Annotated in this window: 20 protein-coding genes and 1 tRNA gene; 8 read left to right on the forward strand and 13 right to left on the reverse strand. The window is 70.1% G+C overall.

The window, feature by feature from the left end:
• Entirely contained in the window at window positions 1-189 is a 189-nt protein-coding gene (locus ACQY0Z_RS05935; RefSeq protein ID WP_254587288.1) for a hypothetical protein, read from the reverse strand.
• Between the two features lie 170 nt (window positions 190-359).
• On the opposite strand from ACQY0Z_RS05935, the gene ACQY0Z_RS05940 reads away from it, so the two are divergent.
• On the forward strand, window positions 360-1,304 hold the full coding sequence (locus ACQY0Z_RS05940) for a hypothetical protein (RefSeq protein WP_019524254.1): 945 nt from the start codon (window positions 360-362) through the stop codon (window positions 1,302-1,304).
• A gap of 16 nt (window positions 1,305-1,320) precedes the next feature.
• On the forward strand, window positions 1,321-2,295 hold the full coding sequence (locus tag ACQY0Z_RS05945) for a helix-turn-helix transcriptional regulator (RefSeq protein ID WP_189897629.1): 975 nt from the start codon (window positions 1,321-1,323) through the stop codon (window positions 2,293-2,295).
• Here the strand turns inward: ACQY0Z_RS05945 and ACQY0Z_RS05950 are convergent.
• The 7 genes from ACQY0Z_RS05950 to ACQY0Z_RS05980 form a co-directional block, all read right to left on the reverse strand.
• On the reverse strand, window positions 2,258-3,289 hold the full coding sequence (locus tag ACQY0Z_RS05950; protein ID WP_189897631.1) for a helix-turn-helix transcriptional regulator: 1,032 nt from the start codon (window positions 3,287-3,289) through the stop codon (window positions 2,258-2,260). The two genes, ACQY0Z_RS05945 and ACQY0Z_RS05950, sit on opposite strands and share 38 nt — an antisense overlap.
• Window positions 3,290-3,427: 138 nt before the next feature.
• Window positions 3,428-4,537: a sugar ABC transporter substrate-binding protein gene (locus ACQY0Z_RS05955; protein ID WP_381726072.1), complete on the reverse strand. Its 1,110-nt coding sequence runs from the start codon at window positions 4,535-4,537 to the stop codon at window positions 3,428-3,430.
• A gap of 273 nt (window positions 4,538-4,810) precedes the next feature.
• Window positions 4,811-5,263 carry a heat shock protein transcriptional repressor HspR gene (locus tag ACQY0Z_RS05960; RefSeq protein ID WP_006134641.1) on the reverse strand — a complete coding sequence of 151 codons (453 nt, stop codon included), beginning with the start codon at window positions 5,261-5,263 and terminating at the stop codon, window positions 4,811-4,813.
• A 4-nt stretch (window positions 5,264-5,267) separates the two neighbouring features.
• Window positions 5,268-6,437: a molecular chaperone DnaJ gene (gene dnaJ, locus ACQY0Z_RS05965; protein ID WP_189897634.1), complete on the reverse strand. Its 1,170-nt coding sequence runs from the start codon at window positions 6,435-6,437 to the stop codon at window positions 5,268-5,270.
• A 36-nt stretch (window positions 6,438-6,473) separates the two neighbouring features.
• The gene (grpE, locus tag ACQY0Z_RS05970) at window positions 6,474-7,148 is read right to left on the reverse strand and encodes a nucleotide exchange factor GrpE (RefSeq protein ID WP_189897635.1); all 675 of its coding nucleotides are present in this window, start codon (window positions 7,146-7,148) and stop codon (window positions 6,474-6,476) included.
• Complete coding sequence (gene dnaK, locus ACQY0Z_RS05975) at window positions 7,145-8,989, reverse strand: molecular chaperone DnaK (RefSeq protein WP_189897636.1); 1,845 nt, start codon at window positions 8,987-8,989, stop codon at window positions 7,145-7,147. Before dnaK ends, grpE begins: the two co-directional genes overlap by 4 nt.
• Before the next feature lie 93 nt (window positions 8,990-9,082).
• Complete coding sequence (locus ACQY0Z_RS05980; protein WP_189897637.1) at window positions 9,083-10,120, reverse strand: undecaprenyl/decaprenyl-phosphate alpha-N-acetylglucosaminyl 1-phosphate transferase; 1,038 nt, start codon at window positions 10,118-10,120, stop codon at window positions 9,083-9,085.
• Between the two features lie 328 nt (window positions 10,121-10,448).
• Here ACQY0Z_RS05980 and ACQY0Z_RS05985 point away from each other — a divergent pair, with 328 nt between their 5' ends.
• The 4 genes from ACQY0Z_RS05985 to ACQY0Z_RS06000 all read left to right on the forward strand — a co-directional run bounded on the left by ACQY0Z_RS05985 (window position 10,449) and on the right by ACQY0Z_RS06000 (window position 18,259).
• Window positions 10,449-12,731 (forward strand): (Fe-S)-binding protein, encoded by a 2,283-nt coding sequence (locus ACQY0Z_RS05985; protein WP_254587291.1) that lies wholly within the window; start codon window positions 10,449-10,451, stop codon window positions 12,729-12,731.
• 128 nt (window positions 12,732-12,859) lie between these two features.
• Window positions 12,860-13,867: a Yip1 family protein gene (locus ACQY0Z_RS05990; RefSeq protein WP_254587292.1), complete on the forward strand. Its 1,008-nt coding sequence runs from the start codon at window positions 12,860-12,862 to the stop codon at window positions 13,865-13,867.
• Window positions 13,868-14,034: 167 nt separating this feature from the next.
• The gene (locus ACQY0Z_RS05995) at window positions 14,035-17,271 is read left to right on the forward strand and encodes an FG-GAP-like repeat-containing protein (RefSeq protein ID WP_439811929.1); all 3,237 of its coding nucleotides are present in this window, start codon (window positions 14,035-14,037) and stop codon (window positions 17,269-17,271) included.
• Window positions 17,272-17,353: 82 nt separating this feature from the next.
• A complete protein-coding gene (locus ACQY0Z_RS06000) occupies window positions 17,354-18,259 on the forward strand; it encodes an NADP-dependent oxidoreductase (RefSeq protein ID WP_439811930.1) in 906 nt (301 codons plus the stop codon).
• A gap of 6 nt (window positions 18,260-18,265) precedes the next feature.
• Here ACQY0Z_RS06000 and ACQY0Z_RS06005 read toward each other — a convergent pair whose 3' ends face one another.
• The 3 genes from ACQY0Z_RS06005 to ACQY0Z_RS06015 all read right to left on the reverse strand — a co-directional run bounded on the left by ACQY0Z_RS06005 (window position 18,266) and on the right by ACQY0Z_RS06015 (window position 19,631).
• Window positions 18,266-18,775, reverse strand: coding sequence for a phosphoribosyltransferase (locus ACQY0Z_RS06005; RefSeq protein ID WP_019524242.1), 510 nt, complete (start codon window positions 18,773-18,775; stop codon window positions 18,266-18,268).
• A complete protein-coding gene (gene dcd / locus ACQY0Z_RS06010) occupies window positions 18,772-19,347 on the reverse strand; it encodes a dCTP deaminase (RefSeq protein WP_189897643.1) in 576 nt (191 codons plus the stop codon). The genes ACQY0Z_RS06005 and dcd overlap by 4 nt, the downstream gene beginning before the upstream one ends.
• A 125-nt stretch (window positions 19,348-19,472) precedes the next feature.
• Window positions 19,473-19,631 carry a hypothetical protein gene (locus ACQY0Z_RS06015; protein WP_168713453.1) on the reverse strand — a complete coding sequence of 53 codons (159 nt, stop codon included), beginning with the start codon at window positions 19,629-19,631 and terminating at the stop codon, window positions 19,473-19,475.
• Window positions 19,632-19,899: 268 nt separating this feature from the next.
• Between ACQY0Z_RS06015 and ACQY0Z_RS06020 the strand changes: the two genes are divergently transcribed.
• Both ACQY0Z_RS06020 and ACQY0Z_RS06025 read left to right on the forward strand, forming a co-directional pair.
• Window positions 19,900-19,973 (forward strand) — tRNA-Gly (locus tag ACQY0Z_RS06020).
• 306 nt (window positions 19,974-20,279) lie between these two features.
• Window positions 20,280-20,822 (forward strand): DUF1707 SHOCT-like domain-containing protein, encoded by a 543-nt coding sequence (locus ACQY0Z_RS06025; RefSeq protein ID WP_037640758.1) that lies wholly within the window; start codon window positions 20,280-20,282, stop codon window positions 20,820-20,822.
• Between the two features lie 43 nt (window positions 20,823-20,865).
• Here ACQY0Z_RS06025 and ACQY0Z_RS06030 read toward each other — a convergent pair whose 3' ends face one another.
• A complete protein-coding gene (locus tag ACQY0Z_RS06030) occupies window positions 20,866-21,345 on the reverse strand; it encodes an ASCH domain-containing protein (protein WP_224219990.1) in 480 nt (159 codons plus the stop codon).
• Entirely contained in the window at window positions 21,342-23,408 is a 2,067-nt protein-coding gene (locus ACQY0Z_RS06035; RefSeq protein WP_058916382.1) for a GNAT family N-acetyltransferase, read from the reverse strand. The genes ACQY0Z_RS06030 and ACQY0Z_RS06035 overlap by 4 nt, the downstream gene beginning before the upstream one ends.
• Window positions 23,409-23,467: the final 59 nt, after the last annotated feature.

Consider the following 23,467-nt stretch of genomic DNA (forward strand, 5'->3'; position numbering starts at 1 on the left):
TCAGCTCCAGACAGTGTCTGCCGGGCGGTAGACCACGTCCTCGCCGTCACCCGCGCCCACGGCCTCACTCGACCAGACCGTGTCACCCTCCACGTCGCTCTGTGCGCCGGCAGGGCCACTCAGCGCACCGAAGGCCACAACGGCGGAGAAGGCGGCGACAAGCACCGAGCGAAGCATTCTCTTACGCATAGTCGGCTTCGTCCTCACTCGAAGGTCCCCTTTTCCCCCGTCAAGTAAGACGATGGCTCATTCGGGCACGTCATGGCCACACGATCGGTGCATCATGTTCCTGCATGTTCAGGAGCCTGGGGGGTGGAGATTTGTCAACGAATCGGACCAAAACCGTGCATCCCCATCCCATGACGGAGCTGTGCGCGGAAGGAAGTCGTCTGTACGCGAACGCTCTGCGCACGGGACGTATCCCCCGGGCGGAGGCCGAAGCCGCACCCTGCCTGGTCGACTTCTCCCTGCTCCACCCCGATCCCGACGACCCCGACTGGCTGCGCCCCGTCCCGCCGTCCGTCGTCCTGGCGCAGCGCCTCGACCCGATCGAGCGCGAGATCACCGAACGCAGACGGCTGACCATGGAACTGGCGGAGACGTTCGAGCCCTTCATAGGACTCGGCGCACCCCTGACGGAACCGGCACACTCCATCACCGTGCTCGAAGGACTCGACAGGATCAACGAGGCGCTCGACCTGGCGACCTCGCAATGCCGGCACGAAGTCCTCACCGTCCAGCCGAAGAACCGTCACCCGGAGCAGCGCCTGATCGAGGCGCTGGAGCGCGACCGGCCCCTCATCGAACGCGGGGTGCGCATCAGGACGCTCTACCAGCACACCGCACGGTACAACCCCGAACGCATCGCCTGGACCGAGCAGTTCGCCGACGGCAAGGTGGAGTACCGCACCATCGACGAGCTCGTCGAACGCCTCATCATCTGCGACGACACCGTCGCCTTCATCCCCGTCCGGGACGACCGCCAGGTCGCCCTCGAACTGCGCCACCCCGGGCTGGTCCGCTACCTCATCAAGGTCTTCGAGTTCATGTGGGGCCGGGCGGTCCCGCTCACCGCCGGCACCCCCTACGAGACCGCCGCGGACGGCCTCACCGACATCCAGCACTCGATCGCCAAGCTGCTCGTCGAGGGACACGTCGACGAGGCCATCGCGCGCCGCCTCGGCATGAACGTCCGCACCTGCCGGGCGCACATAGCGAAACTGGCCACCGCGCTCGGCAGCGGAAGCCGTGCCCAACTGGGGTATCTCATCGCACAGTCGGGCATTCTCGAGCAGGACCACTGACCGGGGGGCGACCAGCATGAGCGGCGACGCGCCACACGAGGCCACCGAGGCCCTCCGGGCGGAGGCACTGGACCTGTACGCCCGTGCCCTGGACGAGGGCCGCCTGCCCGCCGCGACGGACGCGGAGGCCCCCCTCCTGCTCCGCCTCGGCCTCCTCCGCCCCGCCCAGGACGACCCCGAGCGCCTGGAGCCAGTCCCGCCGCACCTCGCCCTGCACCGGCTGCTGCGCGCCTCCGAGGACCGCGTCGCCGAGGAGCGGCGGCGTCAGGAACGGCTCGCGGAGACCCTGGCCCCGCTGCTGCGCGCCCGTGAGCCGGCGGAGCAGGAGTCCTCCCTCGTCACCCGGCACAACGGCATGGAGCGCATCGGGCGGGTCATCGGCGATGCGATGGCCGACGCGACGGAACTCCTCGCGGTCCAGCCGTACCGCAGCTACGTCCGCTTCGACCCGGCCGTCCACGAGCCCGCCGTCCGGCGCGACCAGGCCCTGCTGGACCGCGGCGGCCGCATCCGCGCCCTGTACCAGCACACCCTGCGCCACGCGCCCTCGCTGGCCTGGCGCTACGAACGCCTCAGCGGCGACGTCGAGGCGCGCTCCCTGGACGAGATCACCGACCGTCTCGTCATCGTCGACCGCGAGGTCGCCTTCATCCCGGCCGGCCCCGAACGCTCCACGGCCCTGGAAGTCCGGCACCCGGCGATCGTGACGTTCCTGGTCACCACCTTCGACCGGCTGTGGCACCTCGCCTCGCCCATGTACCCGGAGGCGGACCGGAAGCCCACCCTCAACGGCGTCACCCCGCGCCAGCGCGCCATCGCCTCCCTGCTCGTCGAGGGACACACCGACGCCGTCATCGCCGACCGGCTCGGCATGAACATCCGCACCGCGCGGGAGCACATCGCCAAGCTCGCCGCGGTCCTGGGCAGCGGCAGCCGCGCGCAGCTCGGCTACCTCATCGGGCGGTCGGGGATCCTCGACCAGGCGGAATGACCACCGGCGGCCGTGCGCCGTCCAGCCCCGCCTGCGCGATCCGCACCCCCAGCTGCGTCCGGCTCGCCGCCCCCAGCGTCTCCGAGAGGCGGGCGATGTGGGCGCGGCAGGTGCGGACGCTGATGCCCAGGCGTTCCGCGACGACCGCGTCCTGGTGGCCCTCCGCCAGGAGTGCCGCGATGGACTGTTCGCGGTGCGAGATGCCCTCGATGCCCGTGTCGGGGAGCGGCGCGGTCAGCGGGATGGCGAGGCGCCACAGGCGCTCGAAGACCGTGCCCAGGTACTCCACCAGCGCCGGGTGCCGCAGCTCCAGCGCCATCGTGCGCTCGGAGTTCGCGGGGATGAAGGCGACCGTGCGGTCGAAGAGGATCAGCCGCTCGATGACCTCGTCCAGCGTCCGCGCCTCCACCGCGTCGCCCAACAGCTCCAGATAGCTGAGCAACCCGTGCCCGTGCCGGGCCACATGGGTGTACAGGTCCCGCATCCGCACGCCCCGCCCACGCAGCGCCATCGCCCGGTGCAGGCCCTCCGACAGCTCGGCCTCGCGCCGGATGCCGCCGGGCTGGACGGTGAGCACCTCGGTGGTGCACGCCTGCGTCGCCTCGTCCATCGCGGCCTGGATACGCGCCAGTCCGTCCAGGACGCGGATCGCGGGGCCCTCGGAGGACCCGCCCGGGGCCGGCACCTGGCGGCCGAGACCCGCGTACCACTCGAAGGCGGCGACCGCCGAGCCGACCCGGCGCTGGCTCGCGCTCACCTCGTCGTACATGCCGCGCAGCAGCCGGGTCATGACCTCCTGCGGGGAGGTGGGGACCAGCCAGTCCATGTCGTCCGGGTCGGGGTGCAGCAGGGCCAGCTCCAGCAGGCAGGGGACCCGCTCGGCCTCCCGGCGCGGCAGCCGTCCGCGCCGTACGGCCCGGGAGTACACGCGGTCCCCGGCCTCGCACAGTCGGTCAGCACCGTGCGGATGCTCCTCCGCCCCGTGCCCGGCCATCGCCCATCCCACCCCCGGTATCAGCGTCTTTCCGCAGCGCAACTATGCGCGGCCGGAACCTGCTGTGCAACACGGGACCGGCCACCGCACCGGCCCGGGGACCGGCGGGTGGCCGAATATGTACGGACGCGTACAGAGTTACTGCTTGAGCCCGATCTCCGCGCAGGCGTCCTTGAATTCGCCGGTGCAGATGTCGGACACCTCGTAGAAGCCGTCGGCGAGGACGGTGTCCTCCAGGTTGTCCTGGGTCAGCGCGACCACGGGCACCAGCTGCGCCGGGATGTCCTGGTCGGTGGGGCTGTCGACGCGGTCGCGGGTGAGCGCGTCGAACTGGATGTCCCGGCCCTGGACCTTCGCCACGGCCATCTCTGCGGCGTTCTCGGCCTCTTCGGGGTAGGACTTGTAGACGCTCATGTACTGCTCGCCGGTCACGATCCGCTGCACCGCGGCGAGTTCCGCGTCCTGGCCGGTGATGGGCGGCAGCTTGGTCACGCCCGCGGCGCGCAGCGCCTTGACGATGCCGCCCGCCATGCCGTCGTTGGCGGAGTAGACACCCTCGATGTTGTCGAGGCCGATCTCGCTGATGGCCTCCTTCATGTTCTTCTCGGCGTTCTTCGGGTCCCAGTCCTTGGTGTCGAAGGACTTGGCGATGGTGACCTTGCCCTTGAGCTCGGACAGCGCGCCCGCCTTGAACTGCTTGGCGTTGGGGTCGGTGGACGAGCCGTTCATCATCACGATCTTGTCGGTGATACTCAGGTCGCCGCCCAGCGCCTCCAGCAGGGAGCGCCCCTGCACCTCGCCGACGAGGGAGTTGTCGAAGGAGATGTACGCGTCGATCGGGCCCTCGGCGAGCCGGTCGTAGGCGATGACCGGGATGCCGGCGTCCTTCGCCTTGGAGACGCTCTCCGCGATGCCGTGCGCGTCCACCGCGTCCAGCACGATGACGTCGACCTGCTTGTCGATCATGCGCTGCATCTGGGAGGCCTGCTTGTCCGCGTCCGCCTCGGCGTTGGCGTACTCGACCTTGCCCTTGCTGTTGGTGAGCGACTCCACCTTCTTCTTGAAGATGGGGTAGTCGAACTGCTCGTAGCGCGTGTTGGCCTTCTCCGGGAGGAGCAGGCCCACCGTGATGTCGTCGCCCTTGACGGGGCTCGCGTCGTCGCTGCTGCCCGTCGCGTCGAGCATGCCGCAGCCGGCGAGCGTGACGGACATGGAGACGGCGGCCACGGATATGGCGATACGACGCATGCGAGGGCTCACTTCAGGTGCGTATTGGACGTGGGCACAGCTTTGCGGCCCATGTGACTGAAAAGCCAACGCTTCGGCGTCCACCGCGTCAAGAGGCAGCCACTTAACGAGATGAACACGACACGGTGCGCTGAACTCGTGAAAGTCCTGCGGACACTCCGCGGGGATCACCTGGACACGCAGGCATACCATAGCCACAGGTGTGCTCGTACATAAGGGAAGGGGCCCGTGGGTTCAACGAACCCACGGGCCCCTCTTCGCCTTCGCGCGCCGTCAGTCGGACTGCTGCTGGCGCTTGGGACGCCAGACCACCAACGCGCTCGTCTGCTGCACCTCCTGGTAGGGCACCAGGTCACGGCGGTACGAGGCATGGACGGCTGCCTCGCGCTGACGCATGGCCGCCGCCGCGCCGTCGAGCGCGTCCTCCAGTTCGGCCACACGGGCCTGGAGGGCGGCGACCTGGTTCTCCAGTTCGATGATGCGCTTGATTCCGGCCAGGTTGATGCCCTCGTCCTGCGACAACTGCTGCACCTGACGGAGCAGTTCGATGTCACGGGCCGAGTAGCGCCGGCCCCGGCCCGCCGTACGGTCCGGCGACACAAGTCCCAGACGGTCGTACTGACGCAGCGTCTGCGGGTGCAGGCCGGAGAGCTGGGCCGCCACCGAAATGACGTAGACCGGGGTGTCCTGGGTCAGTTCGTACGGGTTGCGTCGACGGCCGTCCATCGCATCAAGCTCCCTTCGCGGCCTGGAACAGCTCCGCCCGCGGATCCTGGTCCGCGGTTGCCTCGCGATACGCCTCCAGGGCGTCACGAGCCTTCCCCGACAGGTCCTTGGGAACACTCACCTCGACGGTGACCAGCAGATCACCGCGGGTGCCGTCCTTGCGGACCGCCCCCTTGCCGCGGGCGCGCAGGGTGCGCCCGTTGGGTGTGCCCGGCGGCAGCTTCAGCGTCACCGGCGGGCCGCCCAGCGTCGGCACCCGGATCTCGCCCCCGAGGGCCGCCTCGGGGAACGTCACCGGCACCGTGACCGTCAGGTTGTCGCCCTTGCGGCCGAAGACCGGGTGGGCGCCGACGTGCACGACGACGTACAGGTCGCCCGCGGGGCCGCCCCGCTCGCCGGGCGCCCCCTTGCCGCGCAGCCTGATCCGCTGGCCGTCGCTGACCCCCGCGGGGATGCGCACCTGCATCGTCCGCGAGGACTTGGCCCGGCCGCTGCCCTTGCAGACCTCGCAGGGCTCCTCCGCGATCAGACCGCGGCCCTTGCAGTCCGGGCAGGGGTCGGTCAGCGAGAAGCCGCCGCCCGAGCCCCGCGCCACCTGACCGGTGCCGACGCAGGTCGGGCACACGCGCGGTGTGCCGTTCTTGTCGCCGGTGCCCGAACAGGCCTTGCAGGGCGACTGCGACGACATCCGCAGCGGGACGGTCGCGCCCTCGATGGCCTCGGTGAAGCTGAGCGTCACCTCGGACTCGATGTCCTGGCCCCGGCGCGGCTGGGTCCGCTGGGTCCCCGGGCCGCCCCGGTTGAACAGGCCCCCGAAGACGTCACCGAGCCCGCCGCCGAAGCCGCCCTGGCCGCCGGCCTGACCGCCGAAGAGGTCGCCGAGGTCGAAGTTGAAGGAGCCGCCGCCCGCGCCCGGCCCCGGACGGAACCCGCCGTTGCCGAAGAGGGCGCGCGCCTCGTCGTACTCCTTGCGCTTCTTGGGGTCGCCGAGGACGTCGTTCGCCTCGGAGATCTCCTTGAACCGCTCCTCCGCCTTGGCGTTCCCCTTGTTGGCGTCCGGGTGGTACTCGCGGGCGAGCTTCCGGTACGCCTTCTTGATCTCGGCCTCGGTGGCGTCCTTGGGGACGCCGAGGACCTTGTAGTAGTCCTTCTCGATGAAGTCCTTGGTGCTCATCCCCGACGTCCCTCCTTCCCTGCGTCAGCCGTGACGTCAGCCCTCCTCCGGGCCACCGTTCTCCTTGTTCTCCCCTTCGGCCTGCGCCTCCGTGCCCTCCTCGGCCGGCTTGACCGTCTGCGCGCCGGGCTGCGGCTCGGCGACGGCCACCCGCGCGGGGCGGATGGTGCGCTCGCCGATGCGGTACCCCGGCTGCAGGATCGCCACGCACGTCGTCTCGGTGACGTCCGGGGCGTAGGAGTGCATCAGGGCCTCGTGGATCGTCGGGTCGAAGGGCTCGCCCTCCTTGCCGAACTGCTGGAGGCCCAGCTTGGCCGCCGTGGTCTCCAGCGACTCGGCCACCGACTTGAAGCCGCCGACCAGCTCGCCGTGCTCACGGGCGCGGCCGATGTCGTCCAGCACCGGGAGCAGTTCGGTCAGGAGATTCGCCACGGCGGTCTCCTTCACGGCTGCCCGGTCCCGCTCGACACGGCGGCGGTAGTTCTGGAACTCGGCCTGGAGGCGCTGGAGGTCCTGCGTGCGCTCGTTCAGCGCGCTGCGGGTCTGGTCCAGCTGGGCCACCAGAGCGGCGTTCTGCTCGGTGTCCCCGGCCGGGGCCGCCTCTTCCTCGGGAGAGGGAGCGGCGGCCTGCGGCTCGGCGTCGTCGGACGTGGCGCCGGAAGGGACATCGGGCTGCTGCTGCTCGTCGAAGCCCGGGGTCTCTTCCGTCACGCCGCACCGTCCTTCCGGTCCTCGTCGACGATCTCGGCGTCGACGACGTCGTCGTCGGCCTTGGCCTCACCGGCGCCGGCGGAGGCGCCGCCCGCGGCCTGCGCACCCTGGGCGTCGGCGTACATCGCCTGGCCCAGCTTCTGCGAGACGGCGGCGACCTTCTCCGTGGCCGTGCGGATCTCGGCGGTGTCCTCGCCCTTGAGCTTCTCCTTCAGCTCGGCGACGGCGGCCTCGACCTCGGTCTTGATCTCGCCGGGCACCTTGTCCGCGTTGTCCGTGAGGAACTTCTCGGTCTGGTAGACGAGCTGCTCGCCCTGGTTGCGGGCCTCGGCGGCCTCGCGGCGGGCGTGGTCCTCCTCCGCGTACTTCTCGGCCTCCTGGCGCATGCGCTCGACCTCGTCCTTCGGGAGCGACGAACCGCCGGTGACGGTCATCTTCTGCTCCTTGCCGGTGCCGAGGTCCTTCGCCGTGACGTGCATGATGCCGTTGGCGTCGATGTCGAAGGAGACCTCGATCTGCGGGACGCCACGCGGCGCCGGCGGCAGACCGGTCAGCTCGAACATGCCGAGCTTCTTGTTGTACGCCGCGATCTCGCGCTCGCCCTGGTAGACCTGGATCTGCACCGACGGCTGGTTGTCCTCGGCCGTCGTGAAGATCTCGGAACGCTTGGTCGGGATCGTGGTGTTGCGCTCGATCAGCTTGGTCATGATGCCGCCCTTGGTCTCGATACCGAGGGACAGCGGGGTGACGTCCAGCAGGAGGACGTCCTTGACCTCGCCCTTGAGGACACCGGCCTGGAGCGCGGCGCCGATGGAGACGACCTCGTCCGGGTTGACGCCCTTGTTGGCCTCCTTGCCGCCGGTGAGGTCCTTGACCAGCTCGGCGACGGCGGGCATACGGGTCGAACCGCCGACCAGGACGACGTGGTCGATCTCGCTGACGGAGATGCCGGCGTCCTTGATCACGTTGTTGAACGGGGTCTTGCAGCGCTCGAGCAGGTCCGCGGTCAGCTGCTGGAACTGGGCGCGGGTCAGCTTCTCGTCGAGGTGCAGGGGGCCCTCGGCGGAAGCCGTGATGTAGGGGAGGTTGATCGAGGTCTCGGTGGACGAGGACAGCTCGATCTTCGCCTTCTCGGCGGCCTCACGCAGACGCTGCAGCGCCATCTTGTCCTTGGCCAGGTCCACGCCGTGACCGGCCTGGAACTGCTTGACCAGGTAGTCGACGACGCGCTGGTCCCAGTCGTCACCACCGAGGTTGTTGTCACCGTTGGTGGCCTTCACCTCGACGACACCGTCGCCGATCTCCAGGAGGGAGACGTCGAAGGTACCGCCACCGAGGTCGAAGACGAGGATCGTCTGGTCGTCCTTGTCGAGGCCGTACGCCAGGGCGGCGGCCGTCGGCTCGTTGACGATGCGCAGCACGTTCAGACCGGCGATCTCGCCGGCCTCCTTGGTCGCCTGGCGCTCGGCGTCGTTGAAGTACGCCGGGACGGTGATGACCGCGTCGGTCACCTTCTCGCCCAGGTACGCCTCGGCGTCCCGCTTCAGCTTCTGCAGCACGAAGGCGCTGATCTGCTGCGGGTTGAAGTCCTTGCCGTCCAGGTTGATCTTCCAGTCGGTGCCCATGTGGCGCTTGACCGACCGGATGGTCCTGTCGACGTTGGTCACGGCCTGGCGCTTGGCCACCTCGCCGACCAGCACCTCACCGTTCTTGGCGAAGGCGACGACGGAAGGCGTGGTCCTGGCGCCCTCGGCGTTGGTGATGACGGTGGGCTCGCCGCCCTCCAGAACGCTGACGACGGAGTTAGTCGTGCCCAGGTCGATGCCGACCGCACGTGCCATTTCGATTCCTCCAGCTGACTTGAGTGGAACAGACTCAAGCATGCATGACGGCCGCCGCCGGGTCAACAGAGCTGAGTCGAGCAGACTCAACTCTTATCCGCTCCTTACACGCAACTGCGCTGTGACCTGCGGCGACGCGCTGGCGACACGTTGACGCGGACGGAAAACAGGGGTGACGGGACGCCTCACCAGCATCAGCACGAGCGCCGCGACGCCCGCCGCGACCCACCACGCCGCCCCGGGGGACAGCCTGCCGGTGTGCACGCACACCGCGACCAGCACCCCTGCCGCGGCACCGGCGCCCAGCAGCACCGGCACCGCGCGGGGCGCGAGACCGAGCCGCCGCAACCGGTGCCCGAGGTGGTCGGGGCGTCCACGGGTCACGGTACGGCGGTCGAGCCGCCGCCCGAGTACCACCAGGGCCGCGTCCGCACACGCGATCGCCGTCAGCGCGTACAGCACGGACGCCCCGGCTCCGATTCCCTGCCCGGCCCGTACGAAAACCGCCGACGCGGCCAGCAGGAAACCGGTGAACAGCGCGCCGGCCGCCCCGAGGCCCGCCTGCGCGGGGAACCAGTTGTGCAGCAGGAACCCGGCGAGCGCGGCGGCCAGCACGCCCAGCAGCGCGGCGAGGCCGTCCATCAGCTCGGCCGTGGCGCACGCGGCGACCCCGAACGCGCCCACCGCGCCGACCGTGCCGGCCAGCCCGTCGGCGTGGTCCAGCCCCCGGAAGGCGGCGGTCACGACGGCGATCCACGCCACGGCCGCGGCTCCGGCGGCCACGCCGGTCTCCTCGTACGGCACGACGAAGCCCGCGGCGACCGCCGTGCCGGCCGGCGTGACCCACCAGCGCAGCCGCCGGAGGTCGGCGGCCAGCCCGAGCAGGGCGACACAGCCGGCGGCCGTGACCACCCGGCCGACCCCGGAGCCCAGCGGCAGCAGACCGGTGGCGTCGCCGCCGGCCGCGACTAGGACGGTGGCCAGCGCGACGGCCGTTCCCCCGGACAGCGGCAGGGGCCGGCGCCGCCTGCGGTCGGTGAGTCCCAGACGCAGGGCGGGGGTCCGCAGCACTCCGGCGAAGAAGGCGGAGAGCAGCAGTGCGGTGGCGGCGGCGGCGATCCCGTAGAGCACGGATATAAGTTAGGGGCGTATGGACTGATTTGGCGTGAATAACACGATCGGATCCCGGACGCCATCCGGGACACCCCCGGAAGGGCGCTTTCATAGGCAACCCTCAGCGATTCAGATCACCCCGCGCCCGGCTACAGTGCGGCCTGAGATGGGGGTAGTCTCAGACGGACTGCATAAGTTACCGCTTAGTAATCTCGGGGAAGCCGGACGGAACCGAACGGAACCGGCCGGCCGCCGGCCGGAAGCCTGAGGGATGCCGGACGGCGCACCCCGGTGAACCCCCCGACACAACCGCCCCCTGAACCCCTCGCAGGCCCGAGGAGCCCCCATGCAACTCGCCGCGATCATCGTGTCGCTGGTCCTGACCGTGGTCGGCGTTGCGCTGCTCGCACGCGCGATCGGCCAGTTCGTCCGGTACTTCAAGCTGGGCCAGCCGGTCCCGGCCGGCACCCGGACCGACAACCCCTACCAGCGCAGTGTGACCCTGGTGCGGGAGTTCCTCGGCCACACCCGCATGAACAGGTGGGGCATCGTCGGCATCGCCCACTGGTTCGTCGCCGTCGGCTTCCTGACCCTGCCGCCGACCCTCGCCCAGGCCTTCGGCCAGCTCTTCCAGGCCGACTGGACGCTCCCGGTCATCGGCGGCTTCCTGCCGTTCGAGCTGTACATCGAGTTCATCGGCGTCATGACGATCCTGGGCATCGCGACCCTGATCGTGATCCGCCTGCTCAGCCTGCCGACCCGGCCCGGCCGCAAGTCCCGCTTCACCGGTTCCAAGTCCGGCCAGGCGTACTTCGTCGAGGCCGTCATCCTCATCATCGGCCTCGCCATCTACGTGCTGCGCGGCCTCGAGGGCGCCCTGCACCACGTCGACAGCTACGAGCCGGCGTACTTCGCCTCGTACCCGCTGGTCCAGCTCTTCGACGGGCTGTCCGTCGGGACGCTGCAGAACCTGGTCTACCTGGCCGCGATGATCAAGATCGGGACGTCGTTCGTCTGGATGATCGTCGTCTCGCTGAACACCAACATGGGTGTGGCCTGGCACCGCTTCCTGGCCTTCCCCAACATCTGGTTCAAGCGCAACGCCGACGGCTCCACGGCGCTGGGCGCCCTGCAGCCGATGACCTCCGGCGGCAAGCCGATCGACTTCACCGACCCCGGTGACGACGACGTCTTCGGCGTCTCCCAGGTCGAGCAGTTCTCCTGGAAGGGCCTGCTGGACTTCTCCACCTGCACCGAGTGCGGCCGCTGCCAGTCGCAGTGCCCCGCGTGGAACACCGGCAAGCCGCTGTCCCCGAAGCTGCTGATCATGTCGCTGCGCGACCACGCCCACGCCAAGGCCCCGTACCTGCTGGCCGGCGGCGGCAAGACCATGGAGGGCGAGGAGAAGGCGTCCGAGGAGCAGCTGGCCGGCGTGCCCGCCGCCGCCCTCGCCGAGGCCGAGCGCCCGCTGATCGGCACCGCCGAGGAGAACGGCGTCATCGACCCGGACGTCCTGTGGTCCTGCACCACCTGCGGCGCGTGCGTCGAGCAGTGCCCGGTGGACATCGAGCACGTCGACCACATCGTCGACATGCGCCGCTACCAGGTCATGATCGAGAGCGCGTTCCCGTCCGAGGCGGGCACGATGCTCAAGAACCTGGAGAAGAAGGGCAACCCCTGGGGCCTGGCCAAGAAGCAGCGCCTCGAGTGGCTCAAGGAGGTCGACTTCGAGGTCCCGGTCGTCGGCAAGGACATCGAGGACCTGTCCGAGGTCGAGTACCTGTACTGGGTCGGCTGCGCCGGCGCCCTGGAGGACCGCGCCAAGAAGACCACCAAGGCCTTCGCGGAGCTGCTGCACATCGCGGGCGTCAAGTTCGCGATCATGGGCGGCGACGAGAAGTGCACGGGTGACTCCGCCCGCCGCCTCGGCAACGAGCCCCTGTTCCAGGAGCTCGGCATGGAGAACGTCATGGCGCTGAACATGGCGTTCGGCGAGGAGATGGACGACGAGGGCAAGGTGACGCCGGAGTCGGCGAAGCCCCGGTCCGCGAAGAAGATCGTCGCGACCTGCCCGCACTGCCTCAACACCCTCGGCAACGAGTACCCGCAGCTCGGCGGCGACTACGAGGTCATCCACCACACGCAGCTGCTGCAGCACCTGGTGGACGAGGGCAAGCTGATCCCGGTCACGCCGGTCGAGGGCCTCATCACCTACCACGACCCGTGCTACCTGGGCCGCCACAACAAGATCTACACGCCTCCGCGCGAGATCATCGGCAAGGTCCCGGGCCTGCGCAACGAGGAGATGCACCGCCACAAGGAGCGGGGCTTCTGCTGCGGCGCCGGCGGCGCGCGGATGTGGATGGAGGAGCGGATCGGCAAGCGCATCAACAACGAGCGCGTCGACGAGGCCCTGTCCCTCAACCCGGACATCATCTCCACCGCCTGCCCGTTCTGCCTGGTCATGCTGACCGACTCGGTCAACGGCAAGAAGAACGACGGCAAGGCCAAGGAGTCGACCCAGGTCGTCGACGTGGCCCAGCTCCTGCTGGAGTCGGTCAAGACCCCGGTCGACCCGGCGGGCGAGGAGGAGCCGGAACCGGCGCCTGAGCCGGAGCCGGTGAAGTAACGCAGGCCGAGTGCCGAAGGGGCCGCCCTGAGGGGCGGCCCCTTCGGCGTTCCCGGAGTCTCCGGGCAGACCCGTCCGAGGGCTCCGGACACTCCCCTTCCGGGTGATGCGGGTACTCCCCTTAGGGGATGTCACAGCTCGGCAGCAATGCCCGGCCGCGTGGCCGGGGCCCGGCACACGGCCGCCCCGGACCAGGTACGTTCAGTTACGTGGCTGGATTCAGGATCGGACGCGGACGGAACAACGACGGTGCGCCCCAGGGGCGGCCGCCCCACCCCCCGCACGGGCGGCAGACACCGCCCGCGCCGTCGTACGGCTACCCGCCGGCACCGCAGCCGCCCTCCTACGGGCAGGGCGCGGGCGGCGGAAGCCCCTGGCCGCAGCCGCACGCCGGCCGCGGCGCCCCGGGCGGCTACGGCGGTCACGGGGGTCACGGCGAGCCGGAGTACTTCGGTGACGGCGGCTACCCCACCGGGCCGCAGGGCGCCCCGCACGACCCGTACGCTGCCAACAACCCCGGTCACACGCAGGCGTTCTCGATCGACGACCAGTACCGCCAGGACGACGTCCACCAGCCGCCCGCCGGCCCGGTCGGCCCCCGGCTGCACTGGAAGGCCCTGCTGAAGGGCATCGTCCTGTCGCCGCAGCAGACGTTCCTGCAGATGCGCGACTACACGATGTGGGGCCCCGCCCTCGTCGTGACGTTCCTCTACGGCCTGCTCGCCGTCTTCGGCTTCGACGGCGCCCGCGAGGACGCCATCAACGCGACGCTGTCCAACGCGATCCCGATCGTGCTGACGACGGCCGTGGCGTTGGTGATCAGCGCGTTCGTCCTGGGCGTGGTCACCCACACGCTGGCCCGCCAGCTCGGCGGCAACGGCGCCTGGCAGCCCACCGTCGGACTGTCGATGCTGATCATGTCCATCAGCGACGCCCCGCGTCTGGTGTTCGCCATGTTCGCGGGCGGCGACGCGACCTTCGTACAGCTCCTCGGCTGGGCCACCTGGGTGGCGGGCGGCGCCCTGCTCACCCTGATGGTCAGCCGCTCCCACGACCTGCCCTGGCCCAAGGCCCTGGGCGCGTCGTCCATCCAGCTGATCGCACTGCTGTCGATCGTGAAGCTGGGTACGTTCTAGCCCCGCTCTGGACCCGTCCGGTCGGGCCCCGGTGTGCACGTGACGCCGGGGTCCCACCCCTGCCGCGCCGTGATCACCTCCTGCTACTGTCGCCCCTGCTCGCGCAGGACGAGCGGCGACATCGTGACACGCCCCCCTGCGCGGCGCCCTGGGGAGGGACTTCACACGTGAATCGTCCGCTGGACAAGCGGGCCGTGCGCCGTCGGCGTGCGCTCGGCCGTACAGCTCTCGTCGTCACGCTCGCCGTGACCGCCGGCATCGGCGCCACCACGGGGACGGCCACCGCCGCCGACCCGGCCACGGCATCCGCCGAACCCGTCGTCATCAGCCCCGGCGCCCGCTTCGTGCCCCGCGCCACCCTCGTCCTCAACACCGGCGAGACCGGCTTCCTCACCGCGCGGGAGGGCGACGACCGCCTGCGCTGGATCGACTACGCCACCGGCACGACGACCGTCCTCGACCACCGGCTGCCCAAGCCGCTCGCCTACGACGTCGACGACTTCCGCTTCGACCGGTACCCCGGCGAGTTCGGCCACGGCTCCGACACCGTCGCCCTCTACGCGGCGTCCCCGTCCCCGCACGTGACGCTCCAGCAGCGGGCGGGCGACGGACCGACGGTCACGGTCCCGATCCCGGAGGGCCAGTCGTACGTCGCCACGTACGGCGACACCGTCATCACCCGTACCGGCGCCGAGAACGCGGTGACGAGCCTGCACCTGCTGCGCACGGAGAACGGCCAGGTGCGGGACCAGAAGCTGGAGGGCCTGCCGGAGGGCTGGAACCTCACCATCAGCAACGGCGACTCCCGGTCCGTGGCCGTCCGCGCGATCAAGTGGGAGGACACCACGATGCACCAGGGGTGGTGGGTCGTCGACCTCGCCACCGGGTCCCTGAAGGCGCTCTCCACGCACGGCGAGCAGGTCTGGTTCGACCAGGACACCGTCTTCCACCTCGGCGCCCCGGAGTCCTACGCCGCCCAGGTGTACCGGCGGGACGACCTGGACGCGGAGCCGACCACCCTGGACCTGCGGGAGGTGGGCGCGCACGACTACACGATCCTGCCCTTCGCCGGCCGGTTCGCCACCGTGGCCCCGCCCAACCCCGGCGACAACGAGTACCGCGGCAACCACCTGGCCCTGGAGGACACCGAGGGCAATTGGAAGTCGCTGCTGACCGTCGCCTCCCCCTCGGTGCACCGCACGCCCGACGGCTCGCTGCTGGTGGCCGGCGCCGAGAAGGACACCGACTACGGCCCGCTCGACTGGGGCTACCACCTCCTCACGCCCGCCGCCGACGGCACCGTCACCCGCAGGCGCGTCGCGGACATCGAGGACCGGGAGGCCGAACCGTTCGGCATCTCGCTGGGCAGCGGCATCCTCACCACGGCCGACGACTCCAAGCTCTTCATGCCGCACACCTACGTCGGCGCCTACCGCAGCACCTGGCTGAAGACCTCCGGCCGCCCCGAGGAGCTGCACTCGACCGTCGACGGCCTCGTCAGCGGCCGCGACAGCGACTGCGGCGACAGCGAGAACGGCTACTGCGTGACCATGTTCGCCTCCGGCGACGGGCACCACGGCCGCGAGGCCGGCGCCGAGCAGGACGTCACCATGCTCTACCGCAACGGCGACTCCGCCTGGGGCCCGCGGGTGACCTCCGGGCTCGGCGCCCCCGAACTCGTCGACCTGTCCGGCCGGTACGGCGTGGTGAATCAGGCCTGGGGCGGCTCGCAGGCCGTCCTGCGCTTCGAGGACGGCGACACCGGCAGCGTCCTCGAGAAGCGGAATATCACCGCGTCGGCCGTCTGGGGCAGCACCCTGTGGAGCGCCACCGCCGGCTGGGACGACCCCGGTCAGAACCTCCCGACCACGGTGACGGCGAAGAACCTGTCGACGGGCGCCGCGGGCGAGACCTTCGACGCCGGATGCGTCCCCCGCGAACTGCAGGCCGTAGGGCGCTGGGTGTACTGGCAGTGCGACGACTCCTGGCCCAACTACCGGGGCGGCGGCGTCCACGACCGGCAGACCGGGCGCTCCCTGAAGCTCGGCACCGACAAGGCGCTCCTCGGGGACGGCTACCTGGTCCGTCAGTCGGACACGACCGGCCTCACCCTCGTCGACCTGCACGAGGGCCTCCAGGCGGGCGCCACCGAGGCGGACCTGCCCCAGCGCGTCATCGTCACCGCGGCGGAACTGGGCGCCCGGACCGTGCCCCGGGCCGGATGGACCGTGGACCGCTTCGGCGGACACGTCGCCTACACGGGCGCGGACCGCCGGGTGCGGATCGTCCCCTCGGGCGTCCCGGCCTCCCCCCTCGCCGTCATCGACGCGGAGACGTCGTCGTCCGCCCTGGACATCAAGGCCGGGAAGACCTGGACGTCCCGCTGGTGGCTGTCGAAGCCCGCCGCCTCCTGGACGCTGACCTGGAAGAACAAGGCGAGCGGCAAGGCCGTGCGCACCCTGTCCGGCGGCGAGGCCCGCGGCCGCCTGTCCTCCTCCTGGGACGGCAAGGACGCGGCCGGGCGGTACGTCCCGAACGGCGCCTACACCTGGACCCTGGCCGCGACTCCCGCCGACGGCACCGGCGCCGGCCTGTCCGTCTCCGGGACCGTGAAGGTCACCGGCGGCGCCGCCGTGTGGCGGGACATGGCGGGCGACGACGGCTTCGGCGACCTGCTGGCCACGGACTCCGCCGGGGTCGTGTGGATGTACCGGGGCACCGGGACCGGCGGAGTGAACTCCCGCACCGCCGGGACCGCAGGGGCGTTTCCCGCCGGCGCGGTGATCGTGCCCGTCGGCGACGTGGACGGCGACCGGTGCGCCGACGTACTGGTCCGGCTGGGCAACGAGCTGCGGGCCTACCGCCCCGGCTGCGGCAAGGTCGTCGGCGCCTCGTCGCCGTACACGGTGATCGGCCAGGGCTGGGGCCAGTACGACCTGCTGACGTCACCCGGCGACCTCAACGGCGACGGATACGCCGACCTGATCGCCCGCCAGACCACGACCGGCGACATCTACTTCTACGCGGGCACGGCGGACCACCACCTCAAGGCACGGGTGCGGATCCAGCTGAACTGGAAGCTGTACAAGCGGATCACCGGCGCCGGTGACCTGAACGGCGACGGACGCGGCGACCTGCTCGGCCAGGACTCCGCCGGTGTCCTGTGGCGGTACTACGGCACCGCCGCCGGCAGCGTGACCAAGCGGGAGCGGGTCGGCGGCGGCTGGAACGCCTACTCCGCCCTCGTCGGCACCGGCGACCTCTCCGGCGACGGCCGCACCGACCTGCTGGCCCGCGACACCGCCGGGAAGCTGTGGCGGTACGCGTCCACAGGAAAGGGCTCGTACAGCAGCCGGGTGCTGGTCGGCTCGGGCGGCTGGAACTCGTTCAAGGGCCTGCACTGACCCGGGCGCGGAAGACAGGGACGGCCCCCGGCGTGAACATCACGCCGGGGGCCGTCCCGTTGTGTGCAGGAGGCAGATCATCATGCGCGCAGCCCGCTACCACCAGTACGGCGACCCGACGGTGCTCACCGTCGAGGAGGCCCCGGACCCGGCTCCGGGCCCGGGCGAGATACGGATCAGGGTCGCCGCGGCGAGCGTCAACCCGGTCGACTGGAAGGTGCGCGGCGGCGCGGTGCGGGACTTCCTCCCCGTGGACCTGCCGGCGATCCCGGGCCGTGACGCCGTGAGCCTGGTGGACCGGATCGGCGAGGGCGTGCAGGGCGTCGGCCTCGGCGACCGCGTCTTCGGGCTCGGCGGGGTGACGGGCGCGACGGCGGAACTGGCGGTGCTGTCGGCCTGGGCGCCGGCGCCGGAGGCGTGGAGCGACGAGGAGGCGGCCGGGGCGGCCCTGGCCGCCGTGACGGCGCTGAGCGGCCTGAAGGCGCTCGGCCCGCTGTCCGGCCGCACGCTCCTGGTCGAGGGCGCCGCCGGAGGGGTCGGCGGCGCGGCCGTCGAACTGGCGGGCGCGGCAGGGGCCACGGTGGTCGGGACGGCGGGCGCGCACAACCACGCGTTCCTCAGGGCGCTGGGCGCGGTGCCCATGACGTACGGGGCGGGGCTCGCGGAGCGTCTGGCGGACGTGGCGCCGCAGGGGATCGACCTGGTGCTCGACACGGCCGCGTCGGGGTCGCTCGGGGAGCTGGTGGAGATCGCCGGCGACCCCTCCCGCGTGGTGACGGTCGCCGACCACCTGAACGCGGGACGCCTGGGCGTACGGGCGGCCGACACGGTCAACGACCCGACGTACCTTGCCGAGGCGGCCGCGCTCGGCGCGCAGGGCCGTTACACGCCGCGCGTGGAGCGGACGTACCCGCTGGAGGAGATCGCGAAGGCACACGCCCACTCGGAGGGCGGGCATGTGCGGGGGAAGATCGTGCTGGTGCTGTGACGAGCCTTAAAGGGCTTCCTTGTTGAAGGCGGGGGCCTCACCGGAGGGGGTGACCGGCGGGAGGACGCTCCACGGGAAGTTGATCCACTCGTCGGTGCGCTTCCACACGTACTCGCACTTCACCAGCGACTGCGTCTTCTCGTAGATGACGGCGCTGCGCACCTCGGCGACGGCGTCGAGGCAGAAGTCGCGGACCAGCTTGAGGGTCTTGCCGGTGTCGGCGACGTCGTCGGCGATCAGCACCTTCTTGTCGGTGAAGTCGATCGCGTTGGGGACGGGCGCGAGCATGACGGGCATCTCGAGGGTGGTCCCCACGCCCGTGTAGAACTCGACGTTCACCAGGTGGATGTTCTTGCAGTCGAGCGCGTAGGCGAGACCGCCGGCGACGAAGACGCCGCCGCGGGCGATGCTGAGCACCACGTCGGGCTGGTAGCCGTCGTCGGCGATGGTCTGGGCGAGCTCGCGGACGGCGACGCCGAACTGTTCGTAGCTGAGGTTCTCACGCATGCCGCTCACACCTGCGTCCGGTGGAAGTTGAGGTAGGACCGCGAGGCCGTGGGCCCGCGCTGCCCTTGGTAGCGGGAGCCGTACCGCTCACTGCCGTACGGGTGCTCGGCCGGCGAGCTGAGCCGGAACATACAGAGCTGTCCGATCTTCATACCCGGCCACAGCTTGATGGGGAGCGTGGCGAGGTTGCTCAGCTCCAGGGTCACGTGACCGGAGAAGCCGGGATCGATGAAGCCGGCGGTGGAGTGGGTGACCAGTCCGAGCCGCCCGAGGGAGCTCTTGCCCTCGAGACGCGAGGCGAGGTCGTCGGGCAGCGAGATGACCTCGTAGGTGCTGGCCAGCACGAACTCGCCCGGGTGCAGGATGAACGGCTCGTCCCCCTCCGGCTCCACGAGCCGGGTGAGGTCCGCCTGCTCGACCGAGGGGTCGATGTGGGGGTAGCGGTGGTTCTCGAACACCCGGAAGTAGCGGTCGAGACGTACGTCGATGCTGGACGGCTGCACCATGGATTCGTCGTAGGGATCGATCCGCACCCGCCCGGCGTCGATCTCGGCCCGGATGTCCTTGTCTGAGAGAAGCACGCCCCGAGAATACGCAAGGCGCGCGCGACGGCCGAAACCGGCCGTCCCGCGCGCCTGTGCCCTCTGTCTGCGGCTTCGCTGCCGCTGGCTGCCGCGTCGGGTGTCCTGTGCCCCGTGTGTCTCCGCTACCGCTTCTGCAAGGTCACCGGCACGACGCTGCGGAGCCGCGCACAGCGCGGACAACGCAGCAGCCGGCCGGGGCCGAGGCGCTCGGCCTGCTGCATCGGGAACGAGGCGGCGGTGAACACGTGCCCATCGGCACAGCGGACGACGGTGCGCTCCATCAAGTCCAAGAGTCCCTTCCCCAAGAGCCGCGTCTGGCTTGCTGCCCTGACGACAAAAGCCACGTTACGGGATGAAAGGAACGGCACTCCAGGCGGCACCCCGGTCGCGCACAACGCCCTCACCGTACGCCCCGCCGTGTGCCCGCCGCAGCCGCTTCCACACCCTGAAACACCGTCAGGCCCCCGGGTCTTGGACACCGGGGGCCTGCGATGAGGTAGAGTGAGCGAGCGTCCGGACCACTCCCGGTGGAGCGGTTCTGGATCTTGCGCGGGTGTAGTTTAATGGTAGAACATCAGCTTCCCAAGCTGAGAGCGCGAGTTCGATTCTCGTCACCCGCTCCACGAAGAAGGCCCAGATCACCGATCTGGGCCTTACTTGTTGTCTAGTCCAATCAGAGGGCGGCGTGCCCTCGGCGTGCCCTAAGTCGAGTCCAGGCCGCCACACCAGCGCCATTCGGGTGCCCAGCAGGCATCAACCTGCCCCGGCGTCCCATATCGCGAGACGCAATTCGTGTGACCTGCGCCACACAGGGCGCAAAGGGTCACCAAGACGCATACGCAAAGGGTGGTTTGCGGGACGGGTGGCGCCCCGGTCTCCGGGCCTGCCTTGACGGGTTTACCTCGCCGACTCGGCAGTACGGTGAACCCGTGACCTCCTTACCGGAAGAATCGCCCTCACTGATCCGTGAAGGCGACCGCGAGGCAGCCGTGCGACGTCTGCAGGAGGCGTACGCGGAAGGGCTCATCCCACACGAGGTGTTGGACGAGCACCTCCACCAGGTGCTCAGCGCCAAGACGCGGAGCGAACTCGCGTCCGCTCTGGTCGCGCTCCCGGAGGAGCAACCGGGAAGCACTGCCACGATCGCCGCCGCCGGTGGGCGGATCAAGCGGCGTGGCGCGTGGCGGGTGCCTCGGGTCCTCAAGGTCGAGTCAGCATATGGAAGGGTGCGCCTGGACCTGTCCCGGGCGGTCATCGAGCACCCGATCGTCGACATTGAGCTGCAACTGGGAACCGGCGGGGCCCGGATCACGGTGCCCCGGGACGCGGTGGTCGACGTCGAAGGACTGAGCACGGGATGGAAGGACCTGCGCTACAAGATCCCGCGACAGCCCCGGCCCGGCGGGCCGACGATTCGAATCTCCGGGGTCATGGGATACGGACGCTTGAAGATTCGCCACGCCCTGCGTTGAAGCCCCGTCCGGTGCTTCGGCCCCGCCGGCGGCGAGTGCAGCACTAGGCGGGTACCAGGTCTCCCAGCGCCTCGCGAAGCGCCGTGCCCACGACAGGTCCCGCCACGGCCACCTGTCGAAGCTCGTCGCCCTTCATGTAGCGGTAGCTCTGCGGAGGGTGGAAGGACCCGGCGGAGCGCAGCGCATTGAGCGATACCGGCTCATCGAAGGAGACAGGATTCTCCATCGTGAGACCGCTCGCCTGCCTCGCGCCGCTCATGTAGGCGTCGTACTCCCGCCGGGTGATCCCGGTCTGTCCCCGATGAGCCGACCAGACCTCGCTGGGCGTGGCGACGTAGATGGCGGCAATGCGCGCCATGCCCACCACCGCCATGGTGGGCGCGGTCGCGTACAAGAGGACGGGCGTTCCCGGAGGCGCGGCGACGCGCTGGCGGCGAACCTCCACCGTCTTGCTGCCGGCCAGGATCGCGTTGGCGAAGCGCGGGTGGACGGACAGCAGCATCGCGCGTTCCGGATCGCTCACGTCGTTCGGTGCCCCTCTTGGTAAACCGCCTGGAACAGCTCACTGCTGATCTTGGACAGCGAGATCAGCGAGCCAGGCGACCACGTTAGCCCCCGGCCCCTGGCCAGCGAGGTCAATCGGCGCAGCGTCACCGGCTTCGGGAAGATCTCAGTGTCCGAGAACCTCAGCGCCATGGCGTGACCGGACGCGTCTGCAGCCCTCTCGACCTCAGCCCGACCATATACGCCCAGGTGTTCGAATTTCGAGAACAGAACATCCGGAGTGTCGATGAGCACCTCGTCGAGCCGCGAGCTGCCCACCACCCTCTGACCCTCTCCCGTGGAGTTGCCGTCGCTGACGTACCAGAGCAGTCGAGCCGGGACGCTCTCTCCTCGACGCTGCGAAGATCGGTAGTAGACGTGTTCCCTGCTGATGCCCAGGGCGTCGCTCCGCGCGATGAGCATGGCCGGGACGTTGAACAGCTCAGTCGACCAGCGCGGCTTGATGGGCACCATGAAGGACGGCAGCTCGGAGTCGATGACCTTGGCCGGCCACCACGCACGCTCCAGCACGGCGGTCACCTCCGCCGGCATGCCGACGTCGAGCACGGTCGCATCGACAGCAAGCTCTCGGGCCAACCCGCCGGCCACCACCTCCACCTCGGCGGCGGTCCCGCACACGTTCACCAGGAGCGCGACGAGCTCGCCGTTGTGCTCGAAGAAGCCGTCGTCACCGGCCGCGGCCCGCGCCGCCTCGGAGGGGTGCGGATCACTGATGCGGACGATCTCGGCCCCGCAATCCCTCCCGAGCCGCTTAAGCAGGAAGAGGAGCTGCCGGGCCAGGGTCTCTTCCAGGGGGTGGCCAGCTGTGCGAAGGACGGGTACAACCAGGGTTCGGCCGTCCAGCGACCACGCGTAGAGGGCGACCGGTCGGCCCTGGCCGTCCCGGAGAAGCTCACGACGCCATGCGATCCCGCCCTCGTTCAGCGACCGCAGCCGCTCAGAAAAGGCTGAGCCGTCGTCAGCGCCCGACTGCTCGAAGAAGGCGACCAGTTCATCCTCCGCGCCCGGCGCCACCTCCGCGGACCGGAACTCCGTCCCCATCAGGTCAGCCGGGCGATACACCTGGGCCTGCCGCAGCTCATCGACGTGAAGCGTCACGGTCGACGGTGAGACGACCCGGACGCGAGCCACCTCCCAGGCCACATCTGTCAGGCGAGACAGCAGCGGATCACGGGTCGCCAGGACTTGTAGACCAGCACACGAGGTCTCGGCCACATACCGCATGCCTCGCAGAAGTGCTGGGTTGGCAGCCAGGCCGGGAACCGCCTGCGTAGCGGCTTGCACCAGTTCGCGGGTTCGCTCCTCCACGGCCGCGGAGCCGGTAGAGAGCTTGTGGAGCCCGGTCAGCGCCGCCTGCTGGTGCTGACGCTCTGCCGTGTCCGTGAGGTCCCGGATCTGATGGACCAACTGCGGGGTGTAGGCAAACTCAACGAGATCCGCCATCCATCCGGCTTCGAGCGCACGGGACTCCTCGGCACCGGTGGTGTCCGTGAGGCCGCGCAGATCGGCGAACACACCATGGTCGACCGTCACCACGAGGAGCGCGTCGCTCTCCATCTCCGTGAACAGGTCCGGATGGCCGAGGTCCAGCCACCAGCCGTCCAAGATCTCCCCGTCACGACCACGCCCACGGACCTCACCGTCCGGAACGAAGCCCAGACTCCTCCACATCCCGCTCAGGTCATAGTCCCGACGGCACTTGGCCTTGATCCCAAGGCGTTGTGGATACCGCTCCTTGATGCCCTCCACCAGACGGCCCGCAATTCCCCGCCCCCGTTCCTCCTCAGCCACACACAGGTGCGCGAGTCGGATACGCGCGCTCCTCTTCGGCAGCCCGAACAGCGCGTAGCCGATCACTTCGCCGGCCTCGACCGCGACCAGAAGGCCACCGTCCTCAGCTGCCTTCTCATAGGCAGGAGGCGTCAGAAGCCCCAGCGTCTTCGTGTACCGGTCCCCCAGGGCTATGGCCTTAACGATCAACTCTTCTTGCGCGGGCGAAACGGACACCAGCTTGATCGCCATTACTACCCCCTCCAGCTGTGGCTGATCGCGACCGGCCACAACTCCCCTGTCACTGCATA

It is taken from the genome of Streptomyces sp. P9-2 (genome assembly GCF_051903975.1).
Lineage (GTDB): Bacteria > Actinomycetota > Actinomycetes > Streptomycetales > Streptomycetaceae > Streptomyces > Streptomyces cellulosae.

What these genes read in the sequence shown, in the direction of transcription:
- ACQY0Z_RS05935 (WP_254587288.1), bottom strand. Translation starts at nt 189, where the DNA reads ATGCGTAAGAGAATGCTTCGCTCGGTGCTTGTCGCCGCCTTCTCCGCC.
- ACQY0Z_RS05940 (WP_019524254.1), top strand. Translation starts at nt 360, where the DNA reads ATGACGGAGCTGTGCGCGGAAGGAAGTCGTCTGTACGCGAACGCTCTG.
- ACQY0Z_RS05945 (WP_189897629.1), top strand. Translation starts at nt 1,321, where the DNA reads ATGAGCGGCGACGCGCCACACGAGGCCACCGAGGCCCTCCGGGCGGAG.
- ACQY0Z_RS05950 (WP_189897631.1), bottom strand. Translation starts at nt 3,289, where the DNA reads ATGGCCGGGCACGGGGCGGAGGAGCATCCGCACGGTGCTGACCGACTG.
- ACQY0Z_RS05955 (WP_381726072.1), bottom strand. Translation starts at nt 4,537, where the DNA reads ATGCGTCGTATCGCCATATCCGTGGCCGCCGTCTCCATGTCCGTCACG.
- ACQY0Z_RS05960 (WP_006134641.1), bottom strand. Translation starts at nt 5,263, where the DNA reads ATGGACGGCCGTCGACGCAACCCGTACGAACTGACCCAGGACACCCCG.
- dnaJ (WP_189897634.1), bottom strand. Translation starts at nt 6,437, where the DNA reads ATGAGCACCAAGGACTTCATCGAGAAGGACTACTACAAGGTCCTCGGC.
- dnaK (WP_189897636.1), bottom strand. Translation starts at nt 8,989, where the DNA reads ATGGCACGTGCGGTCGGCATCGACCTGGGCACGACTAACTCCGTCGTC.
- ACQY0Z_RS05985 (WP_254587291.1), top strand. Translation starts at nt 10,449, where the DNA reads ATGCAACTCGCCGCGATCATCGTGTCGCTGGTCCTGACCGTGGTCGGC.
- ACQY0Z_RS05990 (WP_254587292.1), top strand. Translation starts at nt 12,860, where the DNA reads ATGTCACAGCTCGGCAGCAATGCCCGGCCGCGTGGCCGGGGCCCGGCA.
- ACQY0Z_RS06000 (WP_439811930.1), top strand. Translation starts at nt 17,354, where the DNA reads ATGCGCGCAGCCCGCTACCACCAGTACGGCGACCCGACGGTGCTCACC.
- ACQY0Z_RS06015 (WP_168713453.1), bottom strand. Translation starts at nt 19,631, where the DNA reads ATGGAGCGCACCGTCGTCCGCTGTGCCGATGGGCACGTGTTCACCGCC.
- ACQY0Z_RS06035 (WP_058916382.1), bottom strand. Translation starts at nt 23,408, where the DNA reads ATGGCGATCAAGCTGGTGTCCGTTTCGCCCGCGCAAGAAGAGTTGATC.